Raw genomic sequence first — 13,340 nt, forward strand, 5'->3', positions numbered from 1 at the left:
ATTGGTTCATGGTACACGAAGTTAAAAAAGTTTCGTGTCCGGATTTTTAGGACCATATCATTGTACTTACTCGAAGCAGTTTTATTTATGGGGTTGGTATGGCAAATGTATTTCTGTTGAATTTGCCCATAGGCATCAAAAAAACGTTGGCCTCAAAAATGGACCAACGTTTTTGAACCTAACCCATAAGAGCTTGCAAGCCGACCACTATCAGCTTGCAATCATCTAAAGCACGGCAACTATTGAGCCAACAAAATGCTTGCTCTGTGGATGCTTTCGCTTTATTAAATAGATATAAAGGCTTATACCCATGGCCTTTATACGTCAATAGCAAGATCCCATTAAAGTGCTTAAGACAACACCCTTAATCAGTAATCTCTTAATAACTAGCAAGTTAAACGCGGATCTACCATAACGTTAGTAGATAGTACCAAGCTCACCACTTGTTCCCAACCCCAGAAACGGCTTATTTCATTCTCACGTAAAAGCCTACTTTGGCAGAGTAGCTGCTTTTTACATCAGATAAAAACTTACTGACTGGTTAAGGGTGCATTAATAGAGCGTAGCTTGAGCGCTACACGCTTCACCATACGTCGGGAAATGGGAATCTTAATCCCTGTGTGCATCGTAACGTAAGCTGTAGCGGGCGAAAGCTTAACCCCTTCTTTTACGTACATAGGATTAATCATGGCACTCTTACTAATTCGGAGTAGCGTTGGGTACCCCTCCTCATACCACTTTAATGTGTGGCTGGTTAACTCTGAAGTACCATTCGAGAAGTACAAATTGCTGTAGTTCCCGTTGCCGAGAGCATACATAATTTGATCTGAATTGAGTATTTGTTTTTTCATAGGGAGCTAAATTTTGTTACCAGTACTTACGAAACGGATTTAAAGACGGATTTGCTGTTAATTATTTTTATTAACGAAAAATTAATACCTATCAGCAAACATCCTCAATACTCCCAATATATCCTTATAACTAGATCGTTACGAAATAATTTCAAAAAATACAGCTAGTGATATATACTCCCTCTGAATCATAGTAATGTTTGCATCCTAACAACAACAAAATAGCCCTGTCATGATTGACAGGGCTGCTTTGACGAGCTTCCTACATACGCCATAAAGCGATGAAGAAATTATATCGGAAGGGCTTTTGTGACTACGCCTGTGCTTCTACTAGAGCAGGATAATCAATATATCCCTGAGCAAAGCCATCAGTGCCGGGTGCATAAAGAGTAGCTGGATCAAGTTGTGCTAATTCTGCACCAGTTTCCAAGCGTTCAACGAGGTCAGGGTTGGCAATAAATGGTCGTCCAAAAGCAACCAGATCAGCCTTACCACTTTCGAGGTCAGCTTCGGCCCGACTGGCCGTATAACTACCACATAAAATTAATGTTCCTTTGAATTGCTCCCGAATTGCATCTACTGTGGCTTCTGGTACGGCAGGTGCTCCTAAGCCAGAGTGATCAACCAAATGCAGGTACACAATCCCTAATTCGTTTAGTTTAGCCGTCAGATAAACGTATAAATCATGATTATCTTCAGAATGAGGAAGTAAGTCGCCCGCAGCCCCGAAAGGTGATAGGCGTAAACCCACTTTATCAGCACCAATAGCTTCAATAGAACCAGCTACAATTTCAAGTAAGAATCGAGCCCGGTTTTCGATGGCACCACCGTATTCATCTGTCCGTTGGTTGCTCCGTGGACTCAGGAATTGCTCGATCAAATACCCATTGGCTCCGTGCAGTTCTATGCCATCAAAACCCGCTTCAACAGCGTTCTTAGCCGCTTGTATAAACTCCTGAATCGTTGCTTTTATATCGGCCTGTGTCATCTCACGAGGAGTCGCATTGGAAACCATCCCTTCCGAATCCGTCCACATATCACCTGCTGCTGCTACCGACGAAGGGGCCAGAATTTCAGCACCTTGGGGCATATTGGCGCTATGCGAAATACGGCCTGTATGCATCAGTTGAATAAACACTTTGCTGCCTTTCTGATGTATTGCCGACGTTATTTTCTTCCAGCCTTCAATCTGTTCGGCACTATAAATACCAGGTATTCGGGCATATCCTAATCCGTTGGGCGATGGAGAGGTGCCTTCGGTGATAATCAAACCTGCCGATGCTCGTTGTGCATAGTATTCAGCCATCATATCGTTAGGGATGTTGCCAAGAGCACGGCTTCGGGTCATGGGAGCCATTACAATGTGATTGGTGAGAGTTAGCGCACCAAGTTTAGCTTCTGAAAATAATTTCTGAGCCATTCGTCTAGTCGTTTTAATGGTGAACAAAGCCAGGGCTTTGCAGTAGTTTCAAGGCCCTAACACACCCATACATTCAAAAGTTTAAATGTATAAATAAAACTTTTAAAGCCAATTCGCTTTCAGACGGTAACAAACTCATGACTAGTATAGAATTAATTATGGCTAATCGTATTACCTGTTTGCACTAAATACGACGCAGAAATCGGCATGGTGTAGAAAAGCCCGTCCCCTACCCTTAAATCAACAATTGGCTACACGAACAGCAGCTTGTGAACTAAAAAATACTGGCCAATTTGAGGGCAAACGATAGGCTGGGCGTGGCCTTCCATTCATAAGATAAATCAACACATCACCCAAATATTACAATCAATCAGGTCCTCCTATAAACAGTTTGGCCAACTCCCTGGGCCGATTTCATTTAGTTTTTTAATTAATCGACCCCAAAATATCCATATAATTTCTGACATTATTAAAATACAATAATACTGGTAAATTACAAATTTCACTTAAGTATAAATCGAACTAAAGGATAAGTAAATTCACTTATATTTGCGGCAAAATAGCGTTCTTTTGGACTATTTTAATACATTGAGCTTGTATCCAGATATTCACACAAATACGCCGTCTAATAGATTTGTTATATTTTCCTTATCATCAAGCCATCCAAAAATCAGGTCAGTTGCGTATGTACCTAAAGGTATGCACATACTATGATGAGAGTCGGCTTACCTTCATCATTCCCATAAACTATGAAATCACTTTCATTAACAGACGAGGAAACGATTCGTCAATATCTGCCGGATCAACCAGATCAATGTTTCGAAACACTTTACAACCGCTACGTTAATAAGGTCTATCGGCGTTGCTTGTCCATGACGAAAGACGCCGAGAAAGCAGAAGATTTCACGCACGATATATTCCTAAAGGTATTTGCTAAACTGGATGCATTTCAGGAGAGATCCAGCTTCTCAACCTGGCTTTACTCAATTGCTTATAATTATTGCTCAGACCAGCTACGGATAGCCAAGCGATTCAATTATACCTCTATAGAAGAAGGATTAAGCCAAAGTGCCCCTGATTTTGAGGCAACACAACTCCACGAAGAAACGCTGGAGGTTGTTAGACAGGCCATGGCAACCCTTTCCACGAAAGAACAAACCTTACTTCGTCTGAAATACGAAGACAATATGAGCGTCGACGAGATTGCTCAGCTTTACAACCTTAAATCCAGCGCAGTCAAAATGCGGCTCAAACGTAGTCGCGAGAAAATACAGCGATTTTGCACGCAACAATACACCATCTAATACCTCATCTGTCCGTGTCTTGTTTATAGACACGGACAGATGAGGTAATTATAGGTAGAGCCCTAACTACTTACTAGTCAATACAGATAAACGCTGCCTGTTACTATGCTACTTTTCGCTGGAAATTAAGTTGCCGGCGAAGTATAAACCAACGTCGGCGGGATACGGGAAGAATGGCTCCAGTAACTAAATAAAAGGCAGGACTGGTGCTATCGCATTCGATCCGCTCAATAAACTGCCGATTAACCAGATAATGCCGATGAAGCCGAATAAACCAGGAAGTGGGCAATTTAGCCTCGAATCGCTTTAATGTATAAGGAACTAGTATTCGTCGTCCATCGGCAAATTGAAGCCAGGTGTAATTTAATTCTCCTTCCAGGTAAACTAAGTCTGCTACTGCTAACCATTGTGCCCCGCTGCAATTGTCATAAACACGAAGTGGAGGCCAATTAAGTAATTCAGAAGTAATCCATTGTCCGCGATCTACATAAAATGCCATACGTTGAATAAGATAATGGTGAGATGAGGATAGTAAGGGGTACTCGTAACAAGTACTCCTCTTTGGGTTTATTTCAATAATCTTTAGCACAAAACTAATGCCACTCTAATCTAAATATCGCTAAAGCCTAGCGAATAAATTCACTTAATCACAAAATCAAGAACTTATAGACCTTATTAAGATACATTCTAAATCATTAATATCTATTAATGATCATTTAACGCTAATCTATATCATTTTGTCAACTCGCACAACTAAAAGCCACTACTATTGTTCAACTTTACCTCAAAATATTAACTCAATATAGTACCTACGTACATGAGCATACGATCGATTTATAAAAAGATTCGATTTATTTTACGGTATGTAGAGTGATCGTAAATAGGACCATTTTATAGGGCGCAGAGTCGATTACCGCCTATACGAGCAATTTTATCGACAAGACAAGTTACTGAAACAGCCGTCCAGTGAGAAGTAACGCTCATAAAATGCTGCACGATTAACTTAGGCTGGAATTACCGGGGGCAAAAAATAAAAATCACAAATGGGTATAAACTGCCCCTGCTGTTATTTTTACTCGGTAAATACTCAAGGTACCGTTTTAAGAGCGAACCTCTCTTAGTTGCTCAAGCATATGACCCCATTTCCTGTATTTAAGGGTTCGGCACTGACCCGCCGGGCTCTTGCGCTCTCTGCAGCCGGCTTGCTAATCGGTGGCAGTTTTATTGGCGCTCATCAGAACCGCAACCTGAATGCGGCTTCGGGCAAGTACCTTAACAGCCTGTTTGCTCAACTGAGCGACGATGATAAACATGACCCCAAATATGCCGTCGGGAGTCTAAACGTAGCGCCAGGACTTGAAGCAACTCTTTTCGCGTCAGAACCAATGCTGACTAATCCAACCGACATCGATGTTGATGCACGGGGCCGGGTATGGGTGTGCGAAGCGTATAATTACCGACCAGCCATCAATGGAAATCCAACCCGAAAAGAAGGTGACCGGATTGTTATTCTGGAAGATCAGAATGGTGACGGCAAAGCCGATGTTTCGAAAGTATTCTTTCAAGATCCAAGCATCGAGTCGCCACTCGGCATCTGGGTTCAGGGCAACAAAGTTATCGTTTCTGACAGCCCAAACGTTTGGGTGCTAACGGATGAAAACGGCGACGATAAAGCCGACAAAAAAGAGCTACTCTTTACGGGTATCGGGGGGGAGCAACACGACCACGGCATGCACACGTTTGTGTTTGGACCTGACGGAAAATGGTACTTCAACTTTGGGAATGAAGGCGGTCAGCTCCTCGACAAAGATGGCAATGCCGTTACGGATATTGTTACCGGGAAAACTATTAATAAACAAAACTTCAAGATGGGCATGGTGTTTCGCTGTGACCCCGACGGAAAAAACGTAGAAGTGCTTGGGCAGAATTTCCGTAATAACTATGAGGTAGCCGTCGATTCGTACGGTACACTCTGGCAGTCGGATAACGACGATGACGGCAACAAAGGCGTTCGGATCAACTACGTCATGGAAGGCGGCAACTACGGGTATACCGACGAAATGACGGGCGCAGGCTGGCAGGTTAATCGGGAAAACATTGAGCCCGAAATTCCTCGTCGGCACTGGCACCTGAACGACCCTGGCGTTGTACCTAATCTGCTTCAGACCGGCGCTGGCTCGCCTACCGGAATGATTGTATACGAAGGCAAACTGCTTCCAGAAGTCTTTCGGAATCAGATGATTCACTGCGATGCGGGCCCAAACGTAGTGCGGTCGTACCCAGTGCAGAAAGATGGGGCAGGCTACAAGGCGGAGATTGTAAATGTGCTCGAAGGTACCCGTGATCAATGGTTCCGGCCTGCCGATGTGTGCGTAGCTCCCGATGGCTCGTTAATTATTGCCGACTGGTATGATCCCGGCGTAGGTGGGCACCAGGCGGGTGATCAGAGTCGGGGACGGGTCTATCGGGTAGCCCCCCCAAATTCGCCTTACACGATGCCGAAAGTTGATCTTACAACAACAGCGGGAGCCATTGAAGCCTTACAAAGCCCCAATATGTCTATCCGTTATGCTGGCTGGCAAAAACTTCGTGAACTGGATAAGAAAGCCGAAAAACCTCTGGCCAGCTTATATAAATCGTCCGACAATCCGCGAATGCAGGCTCGTGCATTATGGTTGTTGAGTAAGTTAGAGAAAGGCCCTAAATACATTGAAACAGCCCTCAAAAGCCCCAATGCCGACCTGCGCATTACGGCTCTTCGGGCGGCTAGAGAGCTTAAAGTTGATATAATTCCGTACATAAAGCAGTTGGTCAATGACGCCGATGCACAAGTACGTAGAGAGTGTATCATTGCCCTTCGGCGGAGTACGTCGGCCGAGGCCCCCGCTTTATGGGCGCAACTGGCCAGTCAATACAACGGCAAAGACCGCTGGTATCTTGAGGCCTTAGGCATTGGTGCCGATGGCAACTGGGATAGTTATTACACCGCTTGGGTGAAGCAAGTAAATGGTGACCCAATCGCCAAAACGGAAGGTCGTGATATTGTCTGGCGCGCGCGCACCAAAGAGTCTGTCCCTCTGCTGGCTAAACTCGCTGGCGACCCTTCGGTTGATCTCAGCCAGCGGTTGCGCTACTTCCGGGCCTTCGATTTCAATCCGGGTGCTACCGAAAAATCAAACGCACTACTTGCCATTTTAGAAGCGAACAGCAACTCAACTGCTGCATCGGCCGCCGAGGTAACCAAATTGGCGCTGCGGCACCTTGATCCCGCTTTCGTAAAAGGATCGTCTGTTGCCACAGCAGCCCTTACCAAACTCATGAATGATGTATACGGAACACCTGAATACATCGAACTCGTTACGCGGTATGAACCGACTTCCGAAAACGTTAATCTCAAGCAGTTAGCAGTAAAAAAAGCGACAGAAGGAATGGGCCGTGATGCCGCCCGGCAATTGTTGAAGCAAGGGGGAAGTCCGCTGGTTTGGCTGGCTATAGACGGTAGCGATACCGAAGCTGCCACCAATATGTTGATAGCTTTACGTCGTATCGGCAACAAAGAATCCATCGATATTCTGAAACGAGTAGCTTTAGACGAAAAACGTCCAGCGGCACTACGCCGGGAGGCAACGCGTTCGTTGGGTGGTAGCATGGAAGGAGCTGACCTGGTTGTGACACTCCTAAAATCAGGTGATATCAAGGGGGATTACAAAAAAGCGGCAGTGCAAGGTGTAAGTGGCGATTGGCGCAAAAATATCCGGCAACAAGCGGCTAACTTTCTCGATGGCGGCAAAAGTGCTGAAGGCAAAAAACTGCCCGGTCTGAACGAATTACTGCCCCTTACGGGTGATGCGTCGCGGGGGATGACTGTCTTCAAAAACAACTGTTCGACCTGCCATCAGGTGAATGGAGAAGGAATGGACTTCGGGCCGAAGCTCTCAGAAATCGGTTCTAAACTCCCCAAAGAAGGACAATACCTGGCGATTTTACACCCCGATGCAGGCATTAGTTTCGGTTTTGAAGGTTGGGATGTTAAGTTTAAAGACGGTAGTTCGATGACGGGTATTGTCTCCAGTAAAACCGAAACTGATCTACAAATGAAGTTTCCGGGTGGTGTGGTTCAGAATTATAAAATGGCCGACGTAGTTTCCATGAAACAAATAGACTCGTCTATGATGCCATCGGGCTTACAGGAAACCATGAGTACGCAGGAATTAGTCGATTTAGTTGAATATTTAGCGAGTTTAAAGAAAAAATAATCTGAACCGGGATTTTAACAAGATTTAAAAGATTTTCGGGATTGAAGAATACTCCTTCATGAATCTTGCTAAATCCTTTAAATCTTGTTGAAATCCCGGTTCAGATACCCTTCACTTATGCAACGACGCAACTTCGTAAAATCAACCTTTGGCGCAGCAGGCTTAGGCCTGACAGGTGCCGCCGTTTCAAGCGAATCATTCGCCGAGAACTGGCATTCACAGCCTGCTTTTCTGGCGAAAAATCATTTCAAGCTCAAATATGCTCCGCACTTTGGCATGTTTGAAAACAGCGCGGGTAAAGACCTCATCGACCAGCTGAAGTTTATGGCCGATATGGGTTTTACGGCAATGGAAGACAACGGCATGATGGGCCGTGAACCTGCCTTACAAACCAAACTCGGCGAAGAAATGGCCCGCCTAGGCATAACCATGGGCGTGTTCGTGCTCGATAAAGGTGGTAATGGACAAAATACCCTGGCTGCTGGAAAACAGGAATACATCGATATTTTCCTGAACGGCTGCAAAAAAGCGGTTGAGACGGCAAAACGTTGCAATACGAAGTTTACGACGGTTGTCCCAGGTGATTTTGAGCGTAAACTGCCGATTGGTATTCAAACGGGTAACGTAATTGACGCTCTTCGTCGGGGAGCGGATATTCTGGCAGCTGGCGGGCTAACGATGGTTCTGGAACCGCTCAGCGATACCCCAAACCTGTTTTTGCGCACCTCCGATCAGACCTACGAAATCTGTCGGGCGGTTAATAGTCCTTCGTGCAAAATTCTGTTCGATATCTATCACATGCAGAAAAACGAAGGGCACATCATTCCGCACATTGATTGGTGCTGGAGCGAAATCGGCTATTTCCAGATTGGCGACAATCCTGGCCGGAATGAGCCAACCACCGGTGAAATCAACTATAAAAACGTGTTCAAGCACATTTACCAAAAGCAGAAAGCCGAAAACAAGGAATTCATTTTTGGTATGGAGCACGGTAAATCGCAACAGGGGAAAGAAGGCGAAGTTGCCCTAATCAAAGCCTACGTTGAATCGGATAGTTTTACCGTGTAATAGCAGCTCGGCCAATTAAGTAAATGGGTAATCAGGCAAGTCATAACGACACCTAATTACCCATTTATTGTTCCTATCAAATGTCTTTCCTAGAGAACAACAACCGAGTTCTCTTCGCTCGAAACGCCACTGGCTACATATTTATCAGCAGCCCAATCGTTTGTCCAAGTCGTACCATCCAAAATGTAGCGATATTGATACTCGCCACCCACAGGCAGTTCAACGGTCGTTTTGTACGAACCATCTTTCTGTTTCTTCAGAACCTGGGCGCTAGGGTCCCAGCTATTAAATTCACCGGCCAGGGCGACCGTTTTAGCACCATTGACGGCCTCAGCCGACAATTCAAACGTTACTTTTGCAAGTGGTTTGCTTTTTAGAAATTGTTTGGCAACTGCCATAGAGGTTTACTGTTTGGTTTCCAATGCAAAATTATAGTACAATATTGTTAATATCATAATTATCAGCATCTTATAAGCAAAAAATCTTCAAATAATCACATTTAATAATTATTGCCTTATAATTAACAATCTAAAAAACGTCCAATTTATCTGATCATATTAATCAGATCCGAGTAGCTTATCAGCCATGTTCTTAAGGGTAATGAACCGTTCCGGATAAGAAGCGCTTACAAGCAGATAAGGCAATTTTCGCCGGTCTAATTCCGCTCGAAAACGAGCCAGCATTTCAGCCCGGCGATGTCTCTGATCCCGCAAACCATCAGCAATCCACGGAACATCGATATCCAATAGCGCATAAACATCATAATGCACCTGTTGTTCTAATTCGGGCAAAGTAAATGGAATCTGGCTCAGGTAGATATCCGAATAGATTTGGAGCCAGATGCCCGGTATGAACCGGCATAAACTTCCCGAAAACCAAACCCGTTGTCCTGCTATCTGACGAAAATATACTCACCCGAATCGAATGGCCGTAAAACCAATCGATTGGCATTTACCGAAACCAGAGGCATCAACTTCCCTCCTAGCGAAGACATACATACAGCCGTAATTCGCACACTATCTCCTTCAAGGTTATAACTCCCGCTACCACACCCCAGAAAAGCATACTCAACTGGCTTAGTATTTTCATACGTTTCGGTAAACCTACCTGTCCTGTCGAATGAGATAAATACACCTTTGTTCGCTGGAACATCGACAGTGGTGCAGGCTGAGCTGCTGGTTGGTTTACAATAAGTTGCTAACCGCCAGGTACCAACAATGGCATTCGAAGGCGATAATGAGTCTGATTTCGAGCAGCCCATTGCCACCCATAGAAAAAGGGCAAATACACTATATTTCATCGTTGATTCTACTGGTGTTTGGTGGCTAAGACCCTAAAACCCAACGAACAGTTGCTCAGGCATTATAAAGATTGACGCGCAATGCGATTACTTGACAGCAGTTAGCTGCGAATAGCTGCGATACTCCTTCGTCCAGTGCCAGGCGCCCTGAAAAGCAATCAGGCAGAAAATAGCATACTCAAACCCAACTAATTTCACGCCTTTATTGAAGTACATATAGGTGCTAATGATATCAATAACCAGCCATACCCACCAGCATTCCAGCTTTTTATGAATCATCATGAAGGTACCAATAATACTCATAACGGTCGTAAATGAATCCAGATAAGGAAAGGCGCTGGGCTTGCTGAACAACACTGGAAACCAGACATGCAGATTCTGCGCAAACGTACCCAAAACGCCCGTAGCGACTACACCACCTAGTAACACCAGCACCAACGGACGGCCCACCAAGCGCGTAACCCGGAGTTCGTTATGCTGGTCGGCTTCATCGACTGTAGGGTGTGTCCAACGCCACCAGCCTTGTAAGTTTGTGACAAAGAAAAACACCTGCAAAAACATATCGGGGTACAACTGAATCTGATAAAACAGGAAGAAGAACAGCAGCACACTAGCCGCCCCAATGGGCCAACTCCAGACATGCGCTCGAGCAGCCAGCCAGGTAGCTACCGATCCGCTAACCACACCGAAAAACTCCAGGTAACTCATGGGGTAATCCCACAGGGTAAAGAAAATGGTATGGATGTCGAAAAAGTTAGGCATGAAATCAGTAATCAATAGAAATTTCTCGAAGTTGACTTTGCTAAAGTACGGATTAACCTTTTATCTAAATTCCTATGCAACGTATTGCCATGCTTGGTGGCGGCTTCATTGGCCGCTTCTATGCCGATTCCATTCACGGTCAACGCAGCCGCGATAAAGTGGTAGCGATTTACGCCCGCCGACAGGAAACCGCCGACAAATTCAAAGCCGACTATGGCTGCGACTTTGCTTCGACGGATATGGAAGAAGTAATTGCCCATCCCGATGTGGATATGGTTTGTATTGCCCTGCCCAACAACATTCATGAAACAGCGGTCAACCTTTGTGCAAAACATAAGAAGTCGGTGGTTTGTACCAAGCCGCTAGGCCGGACAGGCGAAGAAGCGCTACGTATGATGAAAACCGTTGAAGAAGCGGGCATTTTTGCGGGTTACCTGGAAGACCTCTGCTATACGCCGAAGTTCCTGAAAGCGCTGGATAGCGTAAAGAATGGCGCGTTAGGCCGAATTCTCTGGGCTAAATCACGCGAGACACACCCTGGCCCCCACTCCGACTGGTTCTGGGACAAAGAGCAGGCCGGTGGCGGTTGCATGCTCGATCTGGGTTGTCACTGTGTCGAAATTGCCCGGAATTTTATCGGGAAAGATGTGAAGCCGGTTGAAGTCATGTGTTGGGCTGCCACGCAGGTAAAACCAATCGACGCCGAAGATCATGCCATTGCCCTGGTGAAGTACGAAAATGGAGCCATCGGGCAGTTTGAAGTAAGCTGGACCTTCCGGGGTGGTATGGACCTTCGCGACGAGGTCATGGGAACCGAAGGCACAATCTGGATCAACAACTTTCTACGTACGGGTTTCGAGATGTTTTCAACTGGCAAGGGTGGTGACTATATCGCCGAAAAAGCGGAATCGAACACGGGCTGGCTTTTCCCCGTCGGCGATGAAGTAAACGACCTCGGCTACAATCACATGTTTACTGACATGTTCAAATCGCAGGAAGAAGGGCGCGATGCCGCCGAAACCTTCTACGATGGATACGTTGTCAATGCGGTACTGGATGCAGCCTATAAATCGGCCGAAACGAAGCAGTGGGAAAAAGTAAACTTACCCGTTTGGCGTGGTCAGGAAGGGCTTAAACCCGAATCGACACTGGTTGAGTACGACGCCGATCATTACCTAATCAAACAGGAAATGACCCACGATGGCCGAAACAAGGTGATTCTGAAGGAGAAAGCCAGTGGGAAGATTATTGAGCGGGATTTGGTGTAGATTCTTAAGCGGGGCGAGTTAATCCTTCATTTCTATTAAGAAGTTGTTTAAACTTTCTAAAACCGACTACAAATCACGAGCTTTCTGTCATCCCGACCGGTCCGCCGGTGCGGCAGGAGGGATCTTCGGGTGATTCCCTAAAATACCCTTCATTCGAAGATCCCTCCTGCCGCACCGGCGGACCGGTCGGGATGACAAATTCCTTCCAGTAGAATAACCTAAACTAATTCTACTGAAGTACTTAGCATTAGACAAGTGATATTGGTGTTGCAGGCGCAATTTCGTTTCTTGCGTGACTAAATTCCAATTCGATTATCCAAGATTACCATGTGGTTAGAAAATAAAAAGATCGTCGTTATCGGTGGTACAACGGGTATGGGTTTGTCGGCTGCATTGGCGTTCGTACGGGAAGGGGCACAAGTGGTGGTAGTCGGGCGTAATCCGGAGAGCTGTGCAGAAGCCGAAAAACAATTGGATGGCAATGGATTAGCGATGTCGGGCGATGCCTCCGACCCGCAAACAGCTCCCAAGGCGATTGCCCTTTGTCAGCAGATTTTTGGTGGTTTTGATGGACTCTATCATGTAGCCGGTGGCAGTGGTCGACGTTTCGGTGACGGCCCACTTCACGATCTTACCCTTGAAGGCTGGACGTATACCGCCAACCTAAATCTCACGTCGCTGATGCTGTCGAATCAGGCAGCTGTCCGTGCGTTCCGAGCGCAAGGCGGAGGTGGTTCAATTCTCAACATGGGTTCCGTCCTAGGCTCGCGGCCATCACCAGCTTACTTTGCAACGCATGCCTATGCCGCTATGAAATCGGGGGTAATTGGCTTCACCAAATCAGTAGCCGCTTATTACACCAGCGATAATATTCGGGTAAATGTGCTGGCACCTGCTCTGGTCGAAACACCAATGGCCAAACGGGCCACGCAGGACGAGACCATTCTGGCCTTCACCAAAACCAAACAACCGCTCGATGGAGGCCGCATTGGCCATCCCGACGATCTGGATGGGGCCGCTGTTTACTTCATGTCTGACTACTCGGCCTTCACCACCGGTCAGGTTCTGACCATCGATGGGGGCTGGAGTGTGAGCGAAGGACAAATCTAAC

General features: G+C 45.9%; 12 protein-coding genes. 5 read left to right on the plus strand and 7 right to left on the minus strand.

From position 1 onward, the window contains the following. Positions 1-530: 530 nt before the first annotated feature. Both ACYVGR_RS10770 and ACYVGR_RS10775 read right to left on the minus strand, forming a co-directional pair. Entirely contained in the window at positions 531-851 is a 321-nt protein-coding gene (locus tag ACYVGR_RS10770; protein ID WP_460956387.1) for a LytTR family DNA-binding domain-containing protein, read from the minus strand. 313 nt (positions 852-1,164) lie between these two features. After that, entirely contained in the window at positions 1,165-2,271 is a 1,107-nt protein-coding gene (locus ACYVGR_RS10775; protein ID WP_460956389.1) for an alkene reductase, read from the minus strand. Between the two features lie 749 nt (positions 2,272-3,020). Between ACYVGR_RS10775 and ACYVGR_RS10780 the strand changes: the two genes are divergently transcribed. Continuing rightward, positions 3,021-3,575, plus strand: coding sequence for an RNA polymerase sigma factor (locus tag ACYVGR_RS10780; RefSeq protein ID WP_460956391.1), 555 nt, complete (start codon positions 3,021-3,023; stop codon positions 3,573-3,575). Positions 3,576-3,678: 103 nt separating this feature from the next. On the opposite strand, the gene ACYVGR_RS10785 is transcribed toward ACYVGR_RS10780, so the two are convergent. After that, positions 3,679-4,074 carry a LytR/AlgR family response regulator transcription factor gene (locus ACYVGR_RS10785; protein WP_460956393.1) on the minus strand — a complete coding sequence of 132 codons (396 nt, stop codon included), beginning with the start codon at positions 4,072-4,074 and terminating at the stop codon, positions 3,679-3,681. A gap of 634 nt (positions 4,075-4,708) precedes the next feature. Here ACYVGR_RS10785 and ACYVGR_RS10790 point away from each other — a divergent pair. Together ACYVGR_RS10790 and ACYVGR_RS10795 are read left to right on the plus strand one after the other, a co-directional pair. Continuing rightward, a complete protein-coding gene (locus ACYVGR_RS10790) occupies positions 4,709-7,831 on the plus strand; it encodes a PVC-type heme-binding CxxCH protein (RefSeq protein ID WP_460956395.1) in 3,123 nt (1,040 codons plus the stop codon). A gap of 117 nt (positions 7,832-7,948) precedes the next feature. Continuing rightward, positions 7,949-8,899 (plus strand): hydroxypyruvate isomerase family protein, encoded by a 951-nt coding sequence (locus ACYVGR_RS10795; protein ID WP_460956398.1) that lies wholly within the window; start codon positions 7,949-7,951, stop codon positions 8,897-8,899. Positions 8,900-8,988: 89 nt separating this feature from the next. On the opposite strand, the gene ACYVGR_RS10800 is transcribed toward ACYVGR_RS10795, so the two are convergent. From ACYVGR_RS10800 to pnuC, 4 genes are all read right to left on the minus strand, one after another. Beyond that, the gene (locus ACYVGR_RS10800; protein WP_460956399.1) at positions 8,989-9,297 is read right to left on the minus strand and encodes an isoamylase early set domain-containing protein; all 309 of its coding nucleotides are present in this window, start codon (positions 9,295-9,297) and stop codon (positions 8,989-8,991) included. Positions 9,298-9,456: 159 nt separating this feature from the next. Beyond that, entirely contained in the window at positions 9,457-9,795 is a 339-nt protein-coding gene (locus ACYVGR_RS10805; RefSeq protein WP_460956696.1) for an AAA family ATPase, read from the minus strand. Next, the gene (locus tag ACYVGR_RS10810; RefSeq protein ID WP_460956401.1) at positions 9,792-10,199 is read right to left on the minus strand and encodes a lipocalin-like domain-containing protein; all 408 of its coding nucleotides are present in this window, start codon (positions 10,197-10,199) and stop codon (positions 9,792-9,794) included. The genes ACYVGR_RS10805 and ACYVGR_RS10810 overlap by 4 nt, the downstream gene beginning before the upstream one ends. A gap of 87 nt (positions 10,200-10,286) precedes the next feature. Continuing rightward, positions 10,287-10,961, minus strand: a complete 675-nt coding sequence (gene pnuC, locus ACYVGR_RS10815) for a nicotinamide riboside transporter PnuC (RefSeq protein ID WP_460956403.1) — start codon at positions 10,959-10,961, stop codon at positions 10,287-10,289. 74 nt (positions 10,962-11,035) lie between these two features. Between pnuC and ACYVGR_RS10820 the strand changes: the two genes are divergently transcribed. Together ACYVGR_RS10820 and ACYVGR_RS10825 are read left to right on the plus strand one after the other, a co-directional pair. Continuing rightward, the gene (locus ACYVGR_RS10820; protein ID WP_460956405.1) at positions 11,036-12,229 is read left to right on the plus strand and encodes a Gfo/Idh/MocA family protein; all 1,194 of its coding nucleotides are present in this window, start codon (positions 11,036-11,038) and stop codon (positions 12,227-12,229) included. 327 nt (positions 12,230-12,556) lie between these two features. Beyond that, positions 12,557-13,339: an SDR family NAD(P)-dependent oxidoreductase gene (locus ACYVGR_RS10825; protein WP_460956407.1), complete on the plus strand. Its 783-nt coding sequence runs from the start codon at positions 12,557-12,559 to the stop codon at positions 13,337-13,339. Position 13,340: the final 1 nt, after the last annotated feature.

It is taken from the genome of Spirosoma litoris (assembly GCF_054776755.1).

Coding starts and splice junctions, on each gene's coding strand:
- ACYVGR_RS10820 (WP_460956405.1), top strand. CDS start 11,036: ATGCAACGTATTGCCATGCTTGGTGGCGGCTTCATTGGCCGCTTCTAT.
- ACYVGR_RS10790 (WP_460956395.1), top strand. CDS start 4,709: ATGACCCCATTTCCTGTATTTAAGGGTTCGGCACTGACCCGCCGGGCT.
- ACYVGR_RS10780 (WP_460956391.1), top strand. CDS start 3,021: ATGAAATCACTTTCATTAACAGACGAGGAAACGATTCGTCAATATCTG.
- ACYVGR_RS10795 (WP_460956398.1), top strand. CDS start 7,949: ATGCAACGACGCAACTTCGTAAAATCAACCTTTGGCGCAGCAGGCTTA.
- ACYVGR_RS10825 (WP_460956407.1), top strand. CDS start 12,557: ATGTGGTTAGAAAATAAAAAGATCGTCGTTATCGGTGGTACAACGGGT.
- ACYVGR_RS10785 (WP_460956393.1), bottom strand. CDS start 4,074: ATGGCATTTTATGTAGATCGCGGACAATGGATTACTTCTGAATTACTT.
- pnuC (WP_460956403.1), bottom strand. CDS start 10,961: ATGCCTAACTTTTTCGACATCCATACCATTTTCTTTACCCTGTGGGAT.
- ACYVGR_RS10775 (WP_460956389.1), bottom strand. CDS start 2,271: ATGGCTCAGAAATTATTTTCAGAAGCTAAACTTGGTGCGCTAACTCTC.
- ACYVGR_RS10770 (WP_460956387.1), bottom strand. CDS start 851: ATGAAAAAACAAATACTCAATTCAGATCAAATTATGTATGCTCTCGGC.
- ACYVGR_RS10800 (WP_460956399.1), bottom strand. CDS start 9,297: ATGGCAGTTGCCAAACAATTTCTAAAAAGCAAACCACTTGCAAAAGTA.
- ACYVGR_RS10810 (WP_460956401.1), bottom strand. CDS start 10,199: ATGAAATATAGTGTATTTGCCCTTTTTCTATGGGTGGCAATGGGCTGC.